Annotated in this window: 16 protein-coding genes; 3 read left to right on the plus strand and 13 right to left on the minus strand. The window is 62.7% G+C overall.

Annotation, left to right across the window (positions count from 1 at the left end; translation table 11 throughout):
- Positions 1-23 precede the first annotated feature (23 nt).
- The 6 genes from AB8B31_RS20890 to hglS form a co-directional block, all read right to left on the minus strand.
- Positions 24-1061, minus strand: coding sequence for an ABC transporter ATP-binding protein (locus tag AB8B31_RS20890; RefSeq protein WP_018244019.1), 1038 nt, complete (start codon positions 1059-1061; stop codon positions 24-26).
- Positions 1058-2725, minus strand: coding sequence for an ABC transporter permease (locus tag AB8B31_RS20895; protein WP_018448295.1), 1668 nt, complete (start codon positions 2723-2725; stop codon positions 1058-1060). Before AB8B31_RS20895 ends, AB8B31_RS20890 begins: the two co-directional genes overlap by 4 nt.
- Before the next feature lie 63 nt (positions 2726-2788).
- Positions 2789-3805, minus strand: a complete 1017-nt coding sequence (locus AB8B31_RS20900; RefSeq protein ID WP_018448296.1) for an iron ABC transporter substrate-binding protein — start codon at positions 3803-3805, stop codon at positions 2789-2791.
- A 211-nt stretch (positions 3806-4016) separates the two neighbouring features.
- Positions 4017-5555, minus strand: a complete 1539-nt coding sequence (gene amaB / locus AB8B31_RS20905; protein WP_018448298.1) for an L-piperidine-6-carboxylate dehydrogenase — start codon at positions 5553-5555, stop codon at positions 4017-4019.
- Between the two features lie 25 nt (positions 5556-5580).
- The gene (locus AB8B31_RS20910) at positions 5581-6864 is read right to left on the minus strand and encodes an NAD(P)/FAD-dependent oxidoreductase (RefSeq protein WP_018448299.1); all 1284 of its coding nucleotides are present in this window, start codon (positions 6862-6864) and stop codon (positions 5581-5583) included.
- A 68-nt stretch (positions 6865-6932) separates the two neighbouring features.
- The gene (gene hglS / locus AB8B31_RS20915) at positions 6933-8363 is read right to left on the minus strand and encodes a 2-oxoadipate dioxygenase/decarboxylase HglS (protein ID WP_026230964.1); all 1431 of its coding nucleotides are present in this window, start codon (positions 8361-8363) and stop codon (positions 6933-6935) included.
- An 84-nt stretch (positions 8364-8447) separates the two neighbouring features.
- Here hglS and AB8B31_RS20920 point away from each other — a divergent pair, with 84 nt between their 5' ends.
- The 3 genes from AB8B31_RS20920 to AB8B31_RS20930 all read left to right on the plus strand — a co-directional run bounded on the left by AB8B31_RS20920 (position 8448) and on the right by AB8B31_RS20930 (position 11112).
- Positions 8448-9356 carry a LysR family transcriptional regulator gene (locus AB8B31_RS20920; RefSeq protein ID WP_018448301.1) on the plus strand — a complete coding sequence of 303 codons (909 nt, stop codon included), beginning with the start codon at positions 8448-8450 and terminating at the stop codon, positions 9354-9356.
- A gap of 68 nt (positions 9357-9424) precedes the next feature.
- Positions 9425-9661, plus strand: coding sequence for an Lrp/AsnC ligand binding domain-containing protein (locus tag AB8B31_RS20925; RefSeq protein WP_003543721.1), 237 nt, complete (start codon positions 9425-9427; stop codon positions 9659-9661).
- A 272-nt stretch (positions 9662-9933) separates the two neighbouring features.
- Positions 9934-11112 carry a glycosyltransferase family 4 protein gene (locus AB8B31_RS20930; RefSeq protein ID WP_028733570.1) on the plus strand — a complete coding sequence of 393 codons (1179 nt, stop codon included), beginning with the start codon at positions 9934-9936 and terminating at the stop codon, positions 11110-11112.
- Positions 11113-11340: 228 nt separating this feature from the next.
- On the opposite strand, the gene AB8B31_RS20935 is transcribed toward AB8B31_RS20930, so the two are convergent.
- The 7 genes from AB8B31_RS20935 to AB8B31_RS20965 form a co-directional block, all read right to left on the minus strand.
- Complete coding sequence (locus AB8B31_RS20935) at positions 11341-14652, minus strand: oligosaccharide flippase family protein (RefSeq protein ID WP_018448303.1); 3312 nt, start codon at positions 14650-14652, stop codon at positions 11341-11343.
- Between the two features lie 88 nt (positions 14653-14740).
- Positions 14741-15919, minus strand: a complete 1179-nt coding sequence (locus tag AB8B31_RS20940; protein WP_028733571.1) for a glycosyltransferase family 4 protein — start codon at positions 15917-15919, stop codon at positions 14741-14743.
- 45 nt (positions 15920-15964) lie between these two features.
- Entirely contained in the window at positions 15965-18445 is a 2481-nt protein-coding gene (locus tag AB8B31_RS20945) for a glycoside hydrolase family 2 protein (RefSeq protein ID WP_028733572.1), read from the minus strand.
- A gap of 16 nt (positions 18446-18461) precedes the next feature.
- Entirely contained in the window at positions 18462-19454 is a 993-nt protein-coding gene (locus AB8B31_RS20950; protein ID WP_028733573.1) for a DUF1839 family protein, read from the minus strand.
- A complete protein-coding gene (locus AB8B31_RS20955; protein ID WP_018448307.1) occupies positions 19445-20353 on the minus strand; it encodes an amino acid--[acyl-carrier-protein] ligase in 909 nt (302 codons plus the stop codon). The genes AB8B31_RS20950 and AB8B31_RS20955 overlap by 10 nt, the downstream gene beginning before the upstream one ends.
- 5 nt (positions 20354-20358) lie before the next feature.
- Entirely contained in the window at positions 20359-21540 is a 1182-nt protein-coding gene (locus tag AB8B31_RS20960) for an acyl-CoA dehydrogenase family protein (RefSeq protein WP_028733574.1), read from the minus strand.
- Positions 21540-21791, minus strand: coding sequence for an acyl carrier protein (locus AB8B31_RS20965; protein ID WP_003543737.1), 252 nt, complete (start codon positions 21789-21791; stop codon positions 21540-21542). The genes AB8B31_RS20960 and AB8B31_RS20965 overlap by 1 nt, the downstream gene beginning before the upstream one ends.
- Positions 21792-21865 lie beyond the last annotated feature (74 nt).

Below are 21865 nucleotides of genomic sequence, written 5' to 3' on the forward strand. Positions count from 1 at the left end.
GATAGGAGGTGCGGGCTCTTGGTTTAGCTCTCGAAGACATGCGCCTTGCCGGCGATGTCGAGGCGAACGAGGTCGCCTCGCGCCGGAAGCGCGACGCTCGAGGTCTTGATCAGGATTGGCGGCAGGGCGACGCCGTCGAGCGAAACCGCAACAGTGCAGACCGCACCGCCGAACTCCACCTCGACGACACGTCCGCCATAGTTGCGATCGCCGTCATCGGCAACGACACGAATCTGCTCGGGCCGCAGCATGATCTCGGCCTTGCCCTGACGACTGCCCTCGACGGCGACGCGGCCGAGGGCGCAGTCGGCAAGGCCGTTTCGGATGATGGCGGGAAGCAGCACGGCATCGCCGAGAAACAGTGCCGTCTCGCGATCGCGCGGATGCAGATACAATGATTGCGGCGATCCGGCCTGGATCAGCCGTCCTTCCCTGAGCACTGCGACCTGATCGGCAAAGGTCAACGCCTCTTCCTGGTCATGGGTGACGAGAATGGTGGTGATGCCGGCCGCCTGCAGCACGCGCGCAACCGCCTTGCGCATGTTTTCTCGCAGGCCGGTATCGAGTGCCGAGAAAGGTTCGTCGAGCAGCATCAGCCGCGGCTTGCGGCCGAGCGCGCGGGCCAGCGCCACACGCTGCTGCTGCCCGCCGGAAAGCTGATGCGGGCGCCGCGCCAGCATGCCGCGGTCGAGCTCGACCATGTCGAGCAACTCGACGATGCGCTTCTCGCGATCGGCTGCGCCTCGTTCGAAGCCGAAGCCGATATTCTCGGCAACGCTTAAGTGCGGAAACAGCGCGCCGTCCTGCGAGACGATGCCGATACCGCGCTTGTGTGCCGGAACTGTCGCCGGACCGTCCGCGAGCAGGTCGCCATCCAGCGTCACTCTGCCGACATCGGGTTGCTCGAAGCCGGCAATGATGCGCAGCAGCGTCGTCTTGCCCGAACCGGACGGGCCGACGACGGCCGTGCGGCTTCCGGCCGAGACCTCGAGCGAAATATCCTTCAGCGCCTGGACGGGGCCATAGCGCTTGCTGATGTTCTCGATCGTGAGCAGCGTCATTGGCCGGCGGTCCGTTTCGATTGGGTATAGAGCATCAGGGTGAGCGGCAGCGACAGCACGACCATCATGAAGGCGTAAGGGGCGGCCGAGACATAGTCTATCTCGCTGGTCAGCGACCAGAATTTCGTCGCCAGCGTATCGACGCCGTTGGGCGACAGCATCAATGTTGCCGTGAGTTCATTGGTGATGCCGAGTGCGGCCAGCGCGACGCTGGCGGCCGCTCCGGGTGCGGCAAGCCGCATGGTGATCTGCCGCACCGCCTGGCCTGGGGTGCGGCCGAGGCCCATCGCGGCGCGCTCCAGCTCCACCGGGGCCTGGGCTATGCTGGCGCGCAGCCCGACCATGGCCCGCGGCAGGAAAAGCATCACATAGGCGACGAGCAGCGTTGCGAAGGTCTGATAGAGCGGCAGCACGAGACGCACGGTGATCGTCACCAGCGCCAGCGCCACGACGACGCCCGGCAGCGAGCCGACATAATAATGGCAGGCTTCGAGCACGCGCTGGAGGCGGCCGGGCGCCCGCACGGAAAGCCAGGCCATCGGTGCTGCGGCAATCGTCGCCAGCACGCCGCCGACAATGGCAAGCACGATCGTCTGCAGGAAAGCGTTGCCGACTTCGATGCGCCAGATATCGGTGCCGCCGAGATAGAGCCAGCGGCCAAGCGTCACCAGCGGCACGCCGAGCGTCAGTACCGCCAGGATGACAGGTAGCAAAACGGCGGGCACCACGAACCAGCCCAGCCGGCGGCGGTCCGTTGGACGTGGCGAGCCGGAGCCGACGCGGGCATAACGTTCGTTGCCGCGCACCAGTACCTCGAAGCCGAGCAGAAATAGACAGCAGGCGACGAGCACGCCGCCGAGCATGTTGGAAGCCGGGCTGTTGTAGGAGGATTGAAACTGGTCGACAATCGCCGTCGCGAACGTGTCGAACCGGATCATGACGAACAGGCCGTACTCCGAAAGCAGATGCAGCGCGATCAGCAACGAACCGCCGCAGATGGCGAGTCTGAGCTGCGGCAGCACGGCGCGGAAGAAGACTCGCCACGGATTGAGCCCCAGCGAAGCCGCGGCATCCTCGATGGCCGGATCGAGGCGGCGCAATGCTGCGGCGACCGGCAGGTAGAGGAAGGGATAGTATGCGATGACCGAGACGAAGACGCCGCTCTGCAGGCCGCGCATGCCGGGAACGAGGCTGACCCAGGCATAGCTGTGCACGAAAGCAGGCACGGCGAGCGGAGCGATCGCAAGCCAGGCCCAGAGCCGCGCGAATGGAATGTCCGTCCGTTCCGTCAGCCAGGCAAGCGTCACCGCAAGCACGATCGACAGCGGGATGGTGATCGATTCCAGGAGAACCGTATTGACGAGAAGTTCGCCGACGCGTGGCCGGAAGACCAGGGCCTTCACTGTTTCCCAGCCGACATCGTAGGTTACCCAGCCGATGAAGCCGAGCGGCACGAGACTGAAGATCGCGACGATGGTTGCGAGGAGGATCACGGAAGCGTGCGGCATGCGTCCGCGTGGCAAAGCCATTCGCGTGGCCCTCGGCGCGACCGGCGCCTGGTTGCCGGATGCGAGCAATCTGTTGTCCTGCAGCAAGGCCGATGCCTTTACACGCTGAAAAAGGAAGGCAACCGCCTTGGAAAGGCGGTTGCCGGATATCGTCATGCCCTAAGGTTTTCTTGAGCCAAATGCAATAGTTTTGGCCGGAAGACGCCTGCGGCAGAAAGGTTAGATCAAGCCGGCGGCCGTCATCAGCTCCACGACCTTCTTGCTGTCGAGGGTCGAAGCTTCGACCTTCGGAGCATTGAGATCGGCAAGCGGAGTGAGCTTGTCGTTGGAAGGCGCATCCTTGCCGATGGCATATTCATAGGAATCGCCGTCCTTGAGGACTGCCTGGCCGGCCTTGCTGGTTAGGAACTTCAGGAAAGCCTGGGCTTCCTTCATGTGCTGCGTGGACTTCAGGATGCCGCCGCCCGAAACGCTGACAAAAGCGCCCGGATCCTGGTTCTTGAAGTAGTGCAGGCCGACATTCTTGCTGTTCTCACCGGTTTTGGCCTGATCGCCGAACCAATAATAGTGATAGATGATCGCCCCTTCGACTTCGCCGGCGTTGACCGCCTTCATGGCGACGCTGTTGCCCTTGTAGGGCGTGGCATTTTCCTTGAGAGCCTTCAGCCAGTCGGCCGTCGACTGCTCGCCCTTGAGCTGCAGCAGGGCGGCGACGATGGCCTGGAAGTCGGCACCGGCAGGTGCTGCTCCCCAGCGGCCCTTCCAAGCCGGATCTGCGAGGTCGAGCATCGACTTCGGCAGCTTGTCTTCGGTGAGCTTGGTCTTGTCATAGGCAAAAACGGTGGTACGGGCGGCAATGCCGGTCCACATGCCGTCGGCCGGGCGATACTGATCCGGAACCTGATCCAGCGTTTCCTTTTCGATGGGGGCGAAGAGGCCCGCGCCATCGACCAGCGTCATCGCCGGCGAATTCTCGGTCAGGAAGACATCCGCGGGAGAGGCGTCGCCTTCCTGGATGATCTGGTTGGCGAATTGCATGTCGCTGCCCTGGCGCATGGTGACCTTGATGCCGGTCTCCTTGGTGAAGGCATCGATCCATTCACGGCCCAGGCTTTCGTGCTGGGCATTGTAAACGACGAGACCTTCGTCCTGCGCACTAGCGCTGCCAGCGAGCGCAGTGGCGGAGAGAAGCGAAGCGGCAAGCGCGAGGGAAAAACGGTTAAGAGCAATGTTCATGATGGCCTCCGTGACGATGTCACCCGAGCTCTCCAAGGGCGATGAGAGGCGTATATTTTTCCTGACTGCGGATTTCAAGTTTGGCTTGGCCAGAAAAGCCATCACAATATCTTGACTAAATATTTCATATTACAGGGGAATAAATCTCGATTTGGCAAAAAAGGCGACGCTTCCCGAGCGCCGCCTCTCTTTGCAGACTTTTGCAGCCGGCTTATTCGACGTCGAACTTGACGCCCTGCGCAAGCGGCAGCGTCCTGCCGTAATTGATCGTGTTGGTGGAGCGGCGCATATAGGCCTTCCAGGAATCCGAGCCGGATTCGCGGCCGCCGCCGGTTTCCTTCTCGCCACCGAAGGCGCCGCCGATCTCGGCACCGGATGGTCCGAGGTTGACGTTGGCGATGCCGCAATCCGAACCGCGGGCGGACACGAAGGTCTCGGCCTCGCGCATGTCGTTGGTGAAGATCGACGACGACAGTCCCTGCGGCACGGCATTGTGCAGCGCCAGCACGTCGTCGAAATCGCTGTATTTCATCACATAGAGGATCGGCGCGAAGGTCTCGTGCTCGACCGGCCCGGTCTGATCGGGCATTTCGACAAGCGCCGGACGAACGTAGAAGGCGTCAGCCGAACCGCTTTCGACGCGGTCACCGCCGGTCACCGTGCCGCCGGCCGACTTCGCCTCGCTCAGCGCAGCCTGCATCTTCTCGAAAGCCTGGCCGTCGATTAGCGGTCCCACAAGCGTACCGCTTTCCAACGGATTGCCGATGGTGACGGAGCCGTAGGCCTTCTGCAGGCGCGGCACCAGCTGGTCGTAGACGCTGTCATGGACGAAGAGACGGCGCAGCGTCGTGCAGCGCTGGCCGGCCGTGCCCATGGCGGAGAAGGCGACGCCGCGCAGCGTCAGGTCGAGATCGGCCGTCGGGCAGACGATCGCCGCATTGTTGCCGCCGAGCTCGAGAATGGCGCGGGCAAATCGCTGCGACAGGCGCGGACCGACGGCACGGCCCATGGCCGTCGAGCCTGTGGCAGAAACCAGTGGGATCTTCGGATGATCGACCAGCACTTCGCCGACCTCGCGGCCGCCGATGATCAGCGTCGACAGATTGGCCGGTGCGCTACCGCCCTCGGCGACGAAACGCTTCAGCGCTTTTTCGAACAGCGCCTGCACCGCAAGCGCCGTCAACGGCGTCTTTTCCGAAGGCTTCCAGACCGTGGAATTGCCGCAGACCATCGCAAGTGCCGCATTCCACGACCAGACGGCAACAGGGAAGTTGAAGGCGGAGATGATGCCGATCACGCCGAGTGGGTGCCAGCTTTCCATCATCCGGTGCTCGGAGCGCTCGGTGGCGATCGTCAGGCCGTAGAGCTGACGGGAAAGGCCGACGGCGAAATCGCAGATGTCGATCATCTCCTGCACTTCGCCGAGGCCTTCGGAGGTGATCTTGCCGACCTCGATCGAGACGAGACGGCCGAGCGCCGTCTTTGCGGCGCGCAGTTCCTCGCCGAGCAGGCGGACCAGTTCGCCGCGCTTCGGCGCCGGCACGGCACGCCATTCGAGGAAAGCCTGGTGCGCCGCTTCGATCGCCGCTTTCGTTTCGGAAACGGAATGTTCCTTGAGTTTGCCGATTTCCTTGCCGGTGACCGGCGAGGTGACGGAAAGCGTGCCGCCGTGATAGCGGCTGGCATCGACGCCGAGTTCGGCAAGCAGCTTGGCGGTTTCGGTGGCGAGATCGAGGACGGCGATGGTCATTGTCGTGTTTCCAATCTTATTGTGCTTAGAAGCGTGCATCGGCGAAATGGGCGACCTGAGCGCCGGCTTCGTACCATATTTCCTTGAGCGCACGGAAGCTCGGTTCGCTGGGCGCGGTCAGCGGCAGCGGCAGATCGGCTTCGCCAATCCGGCCGAGGATATGCTCTGCCAGCGTGCGGCCAAAGACCGTGCCGGGCGCAATGCCGCGGCCATTGTAACCCGAAAAGCCGACGACATTCGGGGCGAATTTGTGGAAGCGCGGCAGCGCATTGTCGGTCATGCCGATCTGGCCATACCATTCGCACTCGAATTCGACATCGCCGATAATAGGGAAGAGCCGCTTCAAGGCGCGTTTGGCCCAGCCCTTGTGTATGGCCAACCCGGTATTGCGCAGCGCCCCGACACTGCCGAAAACGAGCCGGCCGGCCTGGTCCATGCGGAAGGAGGAGAGGATTTCCTTGGTATCCCATGCGCCTTCGCGCCCCGGCAGGATCGACTGACGCAGATTGTGGCCGAGCGGCACGGTGGCAAAATTGAAATAGGGCAGATGCACCTGTTCGCTGCGCACCTGCTCCCACGGACCGGTGCTGTAGGCATCTGTCGCGACGATGATCCACTCGGCGCTGACTTCGCCGCTTGCCGTCTTCACGGTCCAGCGGCTGCCATTCTGCTCAGTAGCGATGACCGGACTGGATGTATGAATGGCGACGCCGGCCTTGACGGCGGCATGGGCAAGGCCGCGCGCATAGGCAAGCGGCTGCAGCGTGCCGGCGCGTTTGTCGAGCAGCGAACCGGTATAGGCATCGCTGCCGATGCGTTTTGCCGTTTCCGCCGCATCAAGCAGCGTCACGGCTGCGCCGCGGGCGGACCATTGCGCCGCGCGATCCTCGATCTCCTTCAGCCCGTCCGCGCCGACCGCGCAATGCAGCGTGCCGTTCCGTTCGAGTTCGCAGGCAATCTGATGCTTGTCGATCAGCTCCATGACGAGCTTCGGCGCATTGCCGAGCAGATCGAGCAGACGTTCGCCATGCACCGGGCCGAGCACGCTGGGCAGGTCGTTGGGCATCACCCACATGCCGGCATTGATCAGCCCGACATTGCGCCCGGCACCGCCGAAGCCGATCTCCTTGGCCTCCAGCAACACCACCTTCGACCCGGCTTCGGCAAGATGAAGGGCGGAAGAGAGGCCGGTGTAACCGCCGCCGACGATGACGACGTCGGCCGAAATCGCGCCGTCGAGAGGCGAGGTCGTCGGCGCTTCGGGCGCTGTCTTTTCCCAGAGGCCGTGGGAACGCGGATCATTCAGCATGGCTCAGTCCGATCAGAGCGAAATCGCGGATACTCTAATGTATAAGAGAAAGTGTTGAACCTACCATTTCACGCAACGGTCTTCAGCGGCAGGCCCGCAAGGCCGAGCGCAGTCAGTGCCGAATCCAGCGATGCAGCCTGGCGCTCGGCGTAAAGTGCCAACTCATCCTGAACGGTAGCACCCAGTGCTGCCTCGAAGGCGTCACGGTTCGAGCGGGTCGCGTAGTTCTGCTGCTGGTCGGTGCCGAGGTTCGACTGGAAGATGCCGGCCGCGCTGACGGGCAGGAAGTCTTCGTAGACGATCGGGGTGAAGGCAAGGTAACCCTTGGCGATCAGCGCCTCCGGAATGCCGGGCAGCATGCTGCCGGCCGCGGCGGCAATGCCCGCAGGCGTCGCGGCATAGCGGAAGAAGGCCAGTCCCTCGCTACGCAACTCATCCCAGCTATCCGGCAGTACCTTAAAACGCGCGGCGAGTTCGTCGTCGTAGGCGCCGGCCTTGGCGCCGCCGGCGCCGACCTGCACCTCGCCGCGAACCGAGGCGAGCAGCCGGTCGTAGAGCGCCCGGCCCTTCGCCGTCAGCGCCACGCCGCGCTGTTCGATCTCGCCGAAGCGGGCGGTATGCGTTCCTTGAATCGCACCGTCATCATCGGAAAAGGCGATCGTTTCCTCCAGCGCCTTGAAACTCGTCTGCCGCAGCAGGATATCGCAATGACGGCGCGGCGGCCCTTCGATGACAGCCTTCGGCGTGATGCCGCGTTCCGGCATGCGGGCCTGGACCGCGTCGATATCGAGCGTGCGCGGCGTCAAATGGTTGATATGCGGCCCCTTGAAGCTGACGACGTCGGCGATCAGCCGATGCGCCTCGTGCAGCCGCTTATAGGTGTCGGCGCTGACTGTCGCTTCGCCATGCCAGCGGAAGGTTTCCAGCGCCTCGGCGACGAATTCCGTCGCTTCCGCCTCGGTCAGGCCGCCGTTCTGCTCGTGGCGCTCGATCAGCGCGACGGCACGCGGCGTGTAGATCCGCCGTTTCGCCAGAATGGCTTCGGCCTCGCCACGCAATCCCTCGTCCTCGATCAGCTCCAATCGCAACAGCGAGGTGAAGACGCGGAATGGATTGACGTTGAGCGCTGCCTCGTCGATGGGCCGGAAGCTGGTGGAATGAACCGGCACGCCGGCGACCGAAAGATCGTAATAGCCGACCGGCTGCATGCCCATGACCGCAAACAGCCGGCGGATGGTGAAGAGCTCGTCGGCCGTACCGAGCCGGATGGCACCGTGGCGCTCGACATCGATGCGCTCCAGCTCGCCGGCTTGGGCCAGACGTTCGCGCAGATCGGGATCGTTTTCGAGGCAGCCGGCATTCACATCCGCCACCAGTTCGATCAGCGTGCCGTATTGCGGCACCTCCGCCCGGTACATCTGCGACATCGCCTCGGTGAACAGCGATCGGATGCGGTCTGGGGAAACGAGGGCTTGCGGCATTGGGAAACTCCGGCTCATTCCGTTTTTGCAGGATGAACCTCTTTACACGCGCAACAAAGCCGCAAATATCGCTATTTCGGAAATAGCCCATTCTGAAACGGAATGACCATGCTGACGTCAAGACGTTTTCTGCCATCGATTTCGCATCTCGCCGCCTTCGAGGCGGTTGCCCGCACCGGCAGCGTGACCGCAGCGGCGCGCGAACTCGATCTGACGCAGAGCGCCGTCAGCCGCCAGGTAAGTGCGCTGGAGGAGCAGCTTGGCGTCGAGCTCTTCCTGCGCGAACGCCAGACCATGCGGCTGACGCTAGCCGGCGACGGATATGCCCGCGAGATTCGCGAGGCGCTGCGGCGGATATCGAGCGCCTCGCTCAACCTGCGCGCCAATCCGCATGGCGGCACGCTCAATCTCGCCATCCTGCCGACCTTCGGCACGCGCTGGCTGGCGCCGCGCCTGGGGCGCTTTCTCGCCGCCAATCCCGGCGTGACCATCAATCTGGTGACCCGGCTTTCGCCGTTCGATTTCCGCCTCGATTCGATCGACGCCGCCATCCACTTCGGCCATCCGCACTGGCCGGGCGCCGAACTCGCCTTCCTGATGTCGGAGCGCACGGTGCCGGCCTGCAGTCCGGATTTTCTGCAGCGACACGCGATCAAAGCGCCAGAGGATCTGCTTGCCGTTCCGCTTCTGCATCTGACGACGCGCCCCGACGCCTGGGAGCAGTGGTTCGCCAGCAACGACGTTTCCTTCGAAAACGTCCACGGCATGCTCTTCGACCAGTTCGCCACGGCCGCGCAGGCGGCGATCGCCGGCCTCGGCGTCGCCCTGCTACCAACATTCCTGATGCAGGAGGAGATCAGGCGCGGCGATCTCGTCGCCGCTGTCGACCGTGAAATGGAAAGTCGCGAGCGCTATTATCTCGCCTTTCCACCCGAGCGCGCCGATTATGCGCCGCTTGCCGCCTTTCGTGACTGGATCGTCGCGGAAGCCACCACCAACCCGTCTGTGTGACGAACGGCTTGCATCGGCATGGCGCTTTCGACCATTATGCCTACCAAACAACATTGCAGGAAATCTCCATGAAGCCGATCTTCGTCCAGCTCCAATGCGCACCCGGCAAGACCTATGATGTCGCCGACGCCATCTACCAGACCGAACTGGTCTCGGAGCTCTATTCCACAAGCGGTGACTACGATCTGCTGCTGAAGGTCTATATCGAGGAAGGCCAGGATATCGGCAAATTCATCAACGACAACATCGCCAATATTCCCGGCATCGTCCGCTCGCTGACCACGCTGACCTTCAAGGCATTCTAGAGCAATTCCAGCAAAAGTGCGTCGCGGTTTTGCCAGGCAAAGCGTGAAACGCTTTTGCCGGGAATTGCGTGAAAACAAAAGAGATAGAGCGTTTCCGTGATTCGAGAAAAACGGAAACGCTCTAAATTCCCGTCAGACACGGTTAACCCTTTTCGCGAAGATTGGCCCTCGCAAGCGGTCGCCTAAACCGCGCCTTAACGCCGGGCATATCTGGTCGTTGTTATCACGGGCCCGCATCAGCGCGGGCCGGCACGTGCAGCGATAGGTGGAAAATGTCGATCGTCGAGGCAGATAGGGTGCGCGCGAAGCCGAAGTTGGAAACAGCTCCGCTAATCGTCCATGTCGTGCGCCAATTCCTGCCCAATCGCGGCGGCTTGGAAGACGTGGTCGCCAATCTCGCCCGCCAGACCGTGCGCCGCGGTTACCGCGTGCGCGTCGTCACGCTGGATTCGCTCTTCACCGCGCCTGAAGACAAGCTGCCGCTTCGCGAAGATATCGACGGCATCGAGGTGGTGCGCATTCCCTGGTCCGGCTCCAGCCGCTATCCGCTGGCACCGCAGGTTTTCCGCCATCTCGCCGATGCCGATCTCGTCCATGTCCACGCCATCGACTTCTTCTTCGACGCGCTCGCCTGGGGCCGGCTGCTGCACAGAAAACCGATGATCGTCACCACCCATGGCGGCTTCTTCCACACGCGGAAATACGCGGCAATCAAGAAGATCTGGTTCCGGACGCTGACCCGCGCTTCAGCGATGGCCTATCGCCGCGTCGTCTGCTGCAGCGCCTCCGACCTCAAGCAGTTTTCCGAGATCGTGCCAGACAGTCTCCTGATCGAAAACGGCGCCGATATCGGCAAGTTCGCCGACACCGCATCACGCCGGGCAAAGCGCCGCATCGTCACGATCGGCCGGTTCTCCGTGAACAAGCGCATCGACCATCTGCTCGATGCGATGGCCGCGCTGAAGACCCGCGACCCGGAATGGCATCTCGACATCGTCGGCGCCGAATCCGACCTGAACCGGGCGGATGTCGAAGGCGCAATTGAACGCCGTCATCTTTCCGGCCGCGTCACCCTGCATGTGTCGCCCGACAACGACACCATCCGGCGCATCATCGCAGAATCCTGGATTTTCGCCTCCGCCTCGGAATATGAAGGTTTCGGCCTGGTGGCGCTGGAGGCGATGAGCGCCGGCCTCCTGCCGGTGCTGAACGCCAACGATGCCTTTGCGACGCTTGCCGCCCGGCATCCCGTTCTCATGCTTGCCGATTTCACGAATCCTGAGACCGCCGCCACGGCGATCGAAACGGCCTATGAAGACCTTTCACGCCAACCGGACGTGGTGCGGGCCGGGCTTCTCGAAGCCGCGCGCGGCTATTCCTGGGATATCGTCGCCGAACGCTATATCGATCTCTACAGATCGCTTGATGTCGTCGCCGCGGAAAACATCTGATCCCCTGCCTAACGGGCATCGAGATCTTTCAGATTCGCTTACTGCACTTTAGGTCTTTGCTTTCCGCATGTCTTCGGCGCAAACCGCTGCACACTTTTGCGCGACATGCTTCAGAGCAATTCCAGGAAAAGTGCGAAGCGGTTTTCCGTCCGGAATTGCGTAAAAACAAAAGGCTAGAGCGGTCCTGCGCTTCCGTTAAAAGCTGAACCGCTTTAGCTGAAATCCCGGTCACGCTCTGGCGAGACGGATGATCTCGTCGAGCACGAATTTGCGCGATTGCGGCGGCGTCAGATTGTGGTCGGCATCCGGCAGCATCAGCAGCCGTACGTTCGGATAGCGAGAGAGCCTGGCGCCGCGCGGCCCGAAGTGGAAATAGACGTGGTCGAGCCCGACATCGCCCTCGCTGTAGATCAGCGTCAGCGGCACCCTGCGCTTGCCGAACAGCGCGAAGGAGTGCCGGACCTCGCGGGCGATATGGCGCCGGTCGGGAAGCAGCTCGAGCACCGGCGCGATCCACGGCGACAGCCGGCGGCCGGCGGCGATGACGATATTCTGCAGCGCCGCAACGACATCCACCTGGCCGCGCAGCAGCCGCTTCAGCGTGTCGAGCCGCGCCAGGCGCTGGCTGTAATCATCCAGACTGCGGGGAACGGAGACGACATGCTCCCTGCGCACCGGCATGTCAGGATCCCAGTAATAGACGAAGGGATTGATCGACACGACAGCCTTCAAGCGCTCGTCGGCGACGCCGGCGCGGAAGGCGACATAGCCGCCGCTGCATCGGCCGGCGACCATGACGGGGCCGGCGACGACGCCTTCGAGCAGATCGAGCGCGGCGACCGCATCTCCGGTCTGCGTATCCGAATACAGTACCTGTTCCGGTGCATCCGGCCGCGGCGGGCTGTCGCCGACATTGGCGGAATCGAAACGCAGCGAAACGACGCCTTGGCGGGCGAGCTCGCGCGCCATGTCAACCGTCGTCCGTCCCCAGCCGGCATGCCGGTCATAGGCTGTCGACAGGAAGAGCACGGCATTGCCCTTGATCTCACCGAGCGGCCGGCTGACGACGCCGACCAGATGATTATGGCTTCCGAAACGGACCGGCGTTTCCGCAAAATCATCGCCGGCAAGCAACGGGTTGTCGATCGCCGCCGGCGAATGGGCGGCGGATGTCTCTGTCGTCGTTGCCTCCAGCCACGTCGTCAGCAGCGCGACGACAGCCATCGGCGTCTTGGCAAACAGCGGATTGGTGGCGAGTTCGTCATAGCCTTCGAAGGCCTTCTGCTCGACATCGGCGCCAAGCGCTATCAGCGCATCGGCAAAGCCGGTATCCTCGGCCTTGGCAGGACGTTCGAGGATCAGATAGCGCGAGGCTGCGAGCCCCTGCGGCGAGGTGATGTTGAGCTTGCCGAGCTCGGCAGCGATTTCCTCGGGCATGACGAGCCCGGCGATCTGCACCTTCGCGGTCTGGACATGCTCCTTGCCGAGGCCGAGATCGGCATCGATGATCTTGGACCACATGTTGAGTTCGCGCAGATAGGCCCTGCCGCTCAGCACCGGCGCCAGCATGACGAGGCTGTCGACGCCTTCGATCGAAGAACCGACGCGGTGGGCAAGCGTCGCGCCGAGGCCCTGTGCGATGAGGATGATACGGTCGCAGCCGCTCAGCGACTTCAGCTTGTCAGCGGCCGCACGGATCGAGTTTTCCCAGGTTTCCAGCCTTGCCGGCAGCACCCCGAAATCGAGCGCGTCACCGGTGCCGCGATAGTCGAAGCGCAGGCTCGGCACGCCGATATCCGAGAAATGCTCGGCCGCGACGCGGAAGAATTTGCGGCTGCACATCTCCTCGAAACCCCAGGGGCTGACGAAGAGCACGGCGGCCGAACGTTTCTTCGTGAGAGGATTCTCAGGCATGAACAGCCCGATCGTGCCGTCGAAGACGACAGGCAGGGCAGCGTTGCGTCCCGCCCCCTCGGCCGGTTCCAGCGAGAATTCGCCGGGCGCGACTTTGGCGCGATCGGGATCGCCGGGAAGCCGCGGCGCGATGAAATTGATCGCGTGGCCAACCGGTCGCCGCAGCAGGGACGGCATCTTGGCGAGAATGGAGCGCATGACTTCGACATCCTCGCCCGGCACGGCGCGCAGCACACGGAGCGCCGCGAAATAGGCGAATGCGCCGGCGATGATCGCGCCGACCAATCCGGCCGGACCTTGGACGAATTCCAGCACGGAAATCGCTCCGCAAGCACAGAGGACGGAGGCGAGCGTCACCTTCGTCAGGCTTGCGTAAAGACCCGAAAGCTGGGATCCGAATCCTGTCTGTCTGATCATCATCACCGACATCGCAACGAATACGAGGATGCGCACAAGTGCAGCACCCTCGGCCGCAAGCCTAGGTACGATCAGTAAACAACCCGCTACCATCAGTAGGCCACCTATCACACTGATGTTCAGGCGGGAGCGGGCCCTGTCCATCGACAGCAGGTAGAGGCTGAGGATCTGCATGAAAGTATAGGCGGGAGCGACGAGCGCAAGCAGCGCCACCACCGTTCCGCTGCGGCGGAACGCTTCGCCGAACACCACGAGCACCAGTTCGCTGGAGATCGCGGCAAGCCCGAGGCTCATCGGCAGCACGATATAGGCCATGCTGCGGGTGACGGCGGCGAAGACCTCGACCGGCAATGTCGAATCGTCGCTGCTGTGGCGCCGCTCGGAATAATAGGGCAGCAGGCTGCCGGTCATCTGGATCGGCAATTGCAACGCGATATTCGCGATCGACAGGCCGACGGCATAATAACCGACCATCTCCACCGACCAGAACTGCTGCAGGAAGAGCAGCTCGAGCCGGTTGAGGAAAATGGAATCGATGATGAACTGGATCGACAGGATGACGGAGGAAGAGGCGAGATATTTCAGCGAGACCCCGCACCAGTCGCGCCGTGCAAGAAGGATCGGCAGCGTGGCGAAAAACAGCACCAGCTGGCCGAGCGCATAACCGACGAGAACACCCTCGACGCCATAGAAAACGGCACCGACGGCAACGCCGGCAAGCTGCACGATCGAGACGGCGACCGTCAGCTTAAAGAAAGCGCCAAGCTTCTTTTCGCCGATCAGGTAGAATTTGACGAAGGATCCGATCGCCTGGATGAAGAACAGCACGCCGGTGACCAGAGCGACGGATGGCGCGGTGTCGGCCCAGTGCATCTTTTCGGACGTCAGGAAGAACAGCGCGTAGAGCGCCAGCAGCACGACGGTCGAGAACATCATGAAGCTGACGAGGATGGCGGCAAAACCCCGCCGGCGGCGCGCATCGAAACCCTCCGCCGAAAGTTGCGGCAACGTCTTCAGCAGTGTGATGCTGGAGCCGAGCTCGGCAATCGAGGCGCCGGTCACCACCAGCCAGAGCGAAAAGGCGACGATGCCGTTGGCTTCCGGCCCGAGCAACCGCGCGGTTATGATCGAGGAAACGAAGCCCGTCAGAAGCAGCAGCATGCCTGCCGCCGCGTTCATCACCGAGTTTGCGATAATACCCTTCGACATCTGTCCATCCGTCAGGATCGGCCTACCGCCGCATACCCGCCATCTCTAATGCGAAAATGTTAAAATAAAGCGGAGTGACGACCTCAGCTTAGCTGGCCTGCATCGCCGTCAATGTCTGAAGCGCCTTCTCGTAGCTGTTTTCCGCAAGGTAGCGCAGCAGGAACTCCCGCGCCTTCCCGGCCTTCTCTCGTGCACGCTCGGGCGCGCGGAAAATTTCCCTCAAGTACCCGGCCGCCGCCTCGGGTGAGGGGTCGGCCCAGACTGCACCCTCGAGCCCGGCAAATTCGGGATGGGTATCGACCACAGGAATAAGGGGAGAGCCAACCAGCCAGCTATTGTCGGGATCGCAGAAATCTACTGTTCCCGACCAGGCCGTGGAAATGATGGGCGTATGCTGCATGATCGCCTCGGCAACCGTCAGCCCGAAACCTTCGGAACGATGCAGCGAAAGATAGGCGTCGGAACAGCGGATGAGGCCGTTGATATCGGAGTTCGATAACCTGTCGGTGACGATCCTGATCCGGTTGTCGCCCTTAACCGAAGCGACCAGTTCGCGCAGGCCTTCGTCCTTGCCGATATCGCCGCTAGCCTTCATCAACAGGAAGGCGCTGGGGCATTCGGCGGCGAATATCCGGAAGGTCTCGATGACGGCCTGCGGATTCTTCCGGTTGATCGAGGAGCCGGCGCTGAAGATGAAGCTGACGAGAAAGGCGTCTTCCTCGATGCCGAATTTCTGGCGCATGCCTTCGGTCGCCGGCTTCTCGGTGACGGGATGCGGAACGACGATGACGGGCGCCGTGGTGAGAGGCGCAATCGCCCGCCTGGTGAATTCCGACGGCACGAAGACGGCATTCATGTAATGCATCGCATTGCGCCACTCCGCCGGCACGACTTCGAGCTCCCAGGCGAAATAGCCGATGTTGAAAGCGCGGCTGAAATTCGCAACGCCCTTCTTCAGGATGGCGCGCGGCAGCATCGGCGGATTAAGATGCCAGATCCGGCTTCCCGCCGGTTCGGTGGAAACATGCGACGGCGTCCATCCGGCGAAGGAATTCTCGTCAGGATGCGTGCTGACGTCGGAGAGCGAAATCGCCCGCCCCGCCTCCGACAATGCGTCGGCGCAGAGCCTTGCCGACTCGCCGACACCGACCGCCATCGAGAGATAACCGACGACTTCCACCGGCCTGCGTGGGTTGAAGGCAAGACGCGACCGCGGGATCAGCCGCTGCAGGACATGGGCGCGCAGAAGGCGGTATATCGTTCTCAAATCACGGTCTTTCCCAATGGATCGGCATCATCCTTCGCAGGGGCATCAGCCCTCTATTGCGACGCGATGCGAGCTGCCTAGACTTCTGATCTCGCCCGCAGGCGGAATATCGCTTTCCGCGCCGGACAGCGGGTGGAGCTTCACGCGCCGCATCGCACCGGGGGCAAGGTGGAACCAGTCGTCGTCGGCTCGATAGCCTTCGACATCGATATGCACCGATTGCGCCAGCCGGTCGGTCCTGAGATCGACGAACCAGTCGCCGTCGTCTCTGCCGAATGATGCTTCGATCCCTGCGTCATGCAGCGCCTTCCCCCGTCCGCAGGGGAAGTGGAAGCTCTCGGCGAGAATGGCGCCGTCCGCCAGCGAGCGCAGGCGCGCGACACTTGCATCATGCGCCGGCGGCCCGAAACGGAAAGCATAGGTCGTATCGAAGAAGGCGCCGAACAGCGCGGTGCAGGCAAGGCGCTCCGTGTCCCTTGCCGCCAGCTTGAAGGCCCTGCTGCCGCTGACGACCTGCTGTTTTCCCCCGCGCAGGCAGACGACCTCGAGCTCGACGTCGAGCGCGGCATCCGTCTCGTTGACGACATGCACGTCGAGACCGTTCGTTCCCTCGTCGGTGAAGACGGCCTGAACCGGCCGGAATGCACGGCGCATCGCATACCAGACGGGCTTCGGCTCTCCGGTGGAATCGATCACCCCCCAACCGGGGCCGGGCAGCAGGTCCTGCAGCGTCCAGACGAGCGCGCCATTGCAGGCCGAGCCCTTGCGCCGCCATTCGGCAAAAGTCTCTTCGATCACCTCGCCGGTGACGGCGCGGGAGAGATCGAGATAGCGTTCCGGATCTTCGCGGCGCAGCTGGGCCGGATCGAAACCGTAGAGAAGCTGCAGGTAGAAGTCGCGAACATCCTCGAAATCCCATGATGCGCTGCGGTCGCGGGGCACACGGGCCTTCCATAGCGGGCTGTGGACGGCGGGCACGTCGAGATGACGTTGCAGCGTCCTTTGCTGCGGGACATGCGCGAAGGCGAGGCTTTCGGAGGCAAAACGCACATCGGCGCGGCGCGCATCGGCAATCGGCAGCATATAGGCGCCGACGCCGTAATAATGGGCGATACCGGCATTCGGCGAAAAGGGCATCGCTCCACCATAGGGCGAGTTCGGGACATAGGGCACGTCGGGGCGCATGCGCGCGACGACCGCCGGAATGATTTCATCGGTGACCGGTCCGCTCCAGAATTCCGCCGGCAGACCGAGCATTGCCGCCTGCTGGTGGATTTCGCTGCCGCCGCAGAGCACGGCCAGCGAAGGCGCCGCCTGCACGCCGTGCAGGAATTCCTCGACCTCCGCATGCACGTGGCCGAGAAAAGCCTTGTCGTTGCGCGGATAGTCGAAATTGGCGAACATGAAATCCTGCCAGACGAGCAGACCGAGTTCGTCGCAGAGCGCGAAGAAATCAGGCGTTTCGTAGGCCATGGTGCCGCCGATGCGGATCATGTTCATGCCGGCTCCAGCGGCAAGCCGCAGGAACGGCTCATAATCCACCCGCCCGCCCGGCAATCGCGCGATATCGGCCGTCGTCCACACCGCGCCGCGGCAGAAGATGCGTTCGCCGTTGACGAGGAGCGCGAAGTCATCGCCATCCGCACCGCGGTCGACGTCGATGCGGCGAAAACCGGTCCTGCCGAGCGGATATTCCACGCCGTCGGAAACCAGCGTCAGCTCATAGAGACGCGCAGCGCCATGCGTGTGCGGCCACCAGGGCTCGATGTCGGAAAGCTTGAGGATAGCCGAGTAATGACTGTCGCCGACCTTCTCGAAGGGCTGCTCCATCCCAGCGCAGCGCAGCAGCATTGAGGGATCCTCGGCATTGCTATGCAGGGAAACGCTGAGGCGGCCGACGCCACTCTCCTCGAATACGGCGCGGACGGAGACATTGTCGATCGAGACGGGATTGCGCCGCACCATCGAAATCGGCCGCCATGGCCCGACGGCATGGATATCGGGGCACCAGCCCGGCATATGGCCGAGCAGCGTCGTGCGGAAATTCTTCAAGCCCGCCGGCGTGATCATCTGCGGCCGCCAGCGCGCGCGCGGCCCCGGCTCCGACAGGCGGGGGCCGAGCGCCCGGAAGCACAAAGCCAGTTCATCGCCGCCCGAAAGCGTCACCGGAATCTCGTGCGCCGTGAACATGCTCTCGGAAAACAGGATTTCCTGGCCGTTCAGGAAGACATGGCAGAGCGTCGCCAGTCCTTCGAAACGCAGGATCGCGTCGCCGGGCTCGGCATCGAAAAGCCGGCAGAGATACCAGGCATCCCGCGTGTTCAGCGGCTCGGGATTTTCACGGTCGAAGAGCCCGGCTTTTTCAAGCGCTGCGGCGACGGTGCCGGGAACGGGTGCGGGAATGAGCTGTGCGGAGAGCGGGATGTCGTGCGGCACGGCGCAGGCGCCCGGCTCCGTCAGGATCAGGTTCCAGCCTTCGGAAAGTAAACTTTCCTCGGCACCGATGCTCGCCAAACGCCCCCGCATGGTCAGATCTCCGGCCTCAGATTCGCCCCGCAAGCGATGCCATCATGGAATCCCATGCATCGGCGGCCGGATCAAGTGCTGCCTGCAACGGCTCGAACCTCCTGCGGGTGACGGCGCGGGCAAGCTGGAACTGCACCGATTTCGCCACCTCCGAAATGCGCCTGGCATGCTCAGCGGCAGCCGTGAATTCATCCGGGGAGAGCCAGCTGAGGTGATCGGCCGCCAGCTCGAAATTGGCGCCGACCTGGCGAAGCGTGTTGAAGGCGTATTTGTGGAAGAAGCCGAACGGCCGTTCCGCCACCGCCTCGACCTGTTGCGGAAAAACGCTTGCAAAGGCGCGGATCGGGTTTTCGCGGGGACGCCTGATGAAGTGAAAGCCGGCCAGCCGCCGCGCGGTCGAACGCAGATGCGCTTCATCAGCCGGTTTTTCCGGGAATCGGGCAAATTCCGTGTAGGGCAGGAACGGCGGGTCGTTTTCCGTCAGTTGCAGCTGGAACAAACCGTCGAAATCTTCGCCTTCGAGACGGAAATAACCGGCATTGTGGAAATAATCGACGCGCTTGGCCGCAACGTCCAGCCGGTTGATTGCAACCGTCGTCTTGCCGTGCTCCTGCCGGTAGGCGGTGCCACGGGTATCCGGCATGTAGAAGGAATCCATTTCGATCAGGCAGAGACGGCCCCGCGCGATCTGAACCTCAACATGGCGTTCGACACGGTCGTAGATGGCAAGCTCGGTCGCACGAATGCCGTAGAGCGCTTCGAGATCCTCGAGCGGCACCTTGAAGAAGGTAAACTGGTCGCCCTCGAAATCCTGCGTCAGGGTAAAACCCAGCATCGCCTCGGGCGCAACGCCTGATGTCGCCAGAACCTCGATCCAGAGATCGACATAGCAATTGGTTTCCGGCCAGGCGCGCTCGCCGGAATGCAGCGCATGCGCCCGGTAGGTTTCCGGGTCGATTCCCGAAAATACCCCCGAAAATACCGATGTCATCGATTTGCTCAGCCCCACAACGCTTTCCGTACGCTGGCCGGCCATTGCTTCACATCGAGCCCATGATGATGGAAGAGGGCAAGGGCGATGCGCTCCAATCCGAAGCCGACGCAGGCGGTGTGCGCGACACTGCCGTCTTCGAGATTGAGACCCCATTTCGTGCCGAAGGCATCCTGATGGTAGTTGAAGCTCATGCAGGCGGTCGGATTGGCAGCTGAGGTAATCGGGATCAGCAGCTCGAACTTCAGGTTCTGGTCGCGCTGATTATTGGCGAGCATCTTGCCGGCGCGGCCGAAGAACGGATCATTGGCGACGTCGATCGTCACGTCGAGACCGACAGCCTTCATCATCTCGACGCCGCGATCCATCCAGCGCTGGCGGAAATCGGTGACGTGCAGCTCGGTGCCCATGCAGACATATTCACGCATGCGGAACAACTGCTGGCGGGCCGGGTCCTTCGACGGCTCATGGCGGAAGCAATAGGATTGCAGGTCGAAGAGGCCGCCCGACTTCGGCAGGTTGCCGCGTTTGGCGATCGTCGGATAGAGCGGATAGCAGGCAGCCGGCGTCAGCACGATGTCGGTCGCCTCCTGCCCCTTGGTCCAGTCCTCGCCGACTTCCATGCATTGCAGCAGGCTGACATGATCAAGCTCGCTGCCGCAGAAGCTGTGCACCGTGCCGGCGAGCTGCGGAAAGCTCTTCATGTAGCCGCTCTTTTCGAAGAAGGCGCGGTTCATGCCGGGCGGAAAGCGCATGGCTTCGGCACCATCGGCGCCGCCGAACGTGTCGATCAGGCGCTCGAAGGCAGCGATCACGTCTTCGAACTGGCCGCTACGGCCGTAGAGCCCGTCGATGCCGGTATCGATCAGCAGGCCGGATTCGAAAAGCCGGTCCAGAAACGAGGTCTGCATATCCATGACTGTCACCCCAGTAGGCTAGTGTCCTGCTTATGGACAAGAAGCATGCTCGACGTGTTGCCGAGGATGCGGTCATTCGAGATCATGAGCTGTGCGGAATGCGCGTCGCGCAGATGGCGTCCGAGGCTGAAGGGCGTGCCGTTCTTGTAGCCCATGATGCCGCAGATCAGCATCGCATGGTTGACGATCTCCAGGATCGTCTCGGACGAGGCGATTTTGACGTTGTTCATCGCCACCGCAAATCCCATCGAAGAGAGCCTGTCGGCATCCGCCTTGGCATCTTCATAGGCCTTGAGGCCGGCAACCACGTTGGATTTCACCATCTGCAGCAGGTTCGAAACCTCGGCAAGGCGCAGCGCGCCCGGCGGCTGGGCATCCGGCGCCTTGCGGGCAGCGGCGCGCACGAAAGCCTGGGCGCGCACAACGGCATCGACGGCGATGCCGTACCAGACGCCGCTCCACAAGAGGTGCGAGGAGGCAAGCATGGATTGCGCCGCGATCTCCGCGAAAGGCTTCGGCAGGATCTGATGCGCCGGCGCTTCGCCCTTGAACAGGAAGCCGTCGGAGCAGGTTCCGCGCATGCCGAGCGTATTCCAGACATGCGTTTTCTCGAGCGTGTACTGGTCCCTGAGGAAGGCCGTCAGCACCTGATCGGAAGAGGCCGCCTGCGCGTGGGCACGCGAGGTGATGAGAATGGCGTCGGCATGCGAGCCATAGGAAATGACGGTCGCATCCTTTTCGAGACGGCACGTGTCGCCATCGACCTCGACCGCACAGATGCTGTTGCGCAGGTTTCCGCCGATACCGCCTTCGGTGGTGGCGGATGCGATCAGCAACTGCTCGGCGGCGATGCGGCGCATGAAACCGCGATGCCATTCGCTGTCGGCGCCGTGTTCAACGAGGCTCGACAGCTTGATGTGGTGCATGGCGAAGACCATGGCGCTTGCGGCGCAAACCTGGCCGAGCAGCGAGCACAATTCGGCGATCTCGGTGATCGAGGCGGATTCGCCGCCGAGATGGCGCGGCACCTGGATGCCGAGCAGCCTTTCGGCCTTCATCGCATCGACGGCTTCCCGGGGGAAACGGGCTTCAGCATCAACGGCATCCGCGTGCTTCGCAGCGATTTCGGCGACGCGGGCCACCCTTGCGACAAGACCGTCCTGCATGATCTTGACGGGGAAATTCATCAGGCGACCTTCCGGCTGTCCCGGATGAGATCGACGGTCCTGGCGATGGCCGAGATGCTCGCGAAGGATTTGCGGTTCAGGAGATTGTCGGGAAATTCGATGTCGAAGGCCTCTTCGAGGCCAAGCATCAACTGCACAGAAGCAAAGGACGTCAAACCTGCCGCATAAAGATCAGCGTCGTCGGCGACCTGGTCGATCGACCCAGGAAGCTTGCCGAATTTGGCTACGAGGTCGCGGATTGCCTTATTCATCCCATCACTCCAAGATTCTCATGATCCCGAACCGGCGTTCATCGCCTTGTCATGAGCGTTCTTTTAGTGCGGAA

It is taken from the genome of Rhizobium sp. 62_C5_N11_2 (assembly GCF_051811185.1).
Taxonomy (GTDB): Bacteria; Pseudomonadota; Alphaproteobacteria; order Rhizobiales; family Rhizobiaceae; genus Rhizobium; species Rhizobium leguminosarum.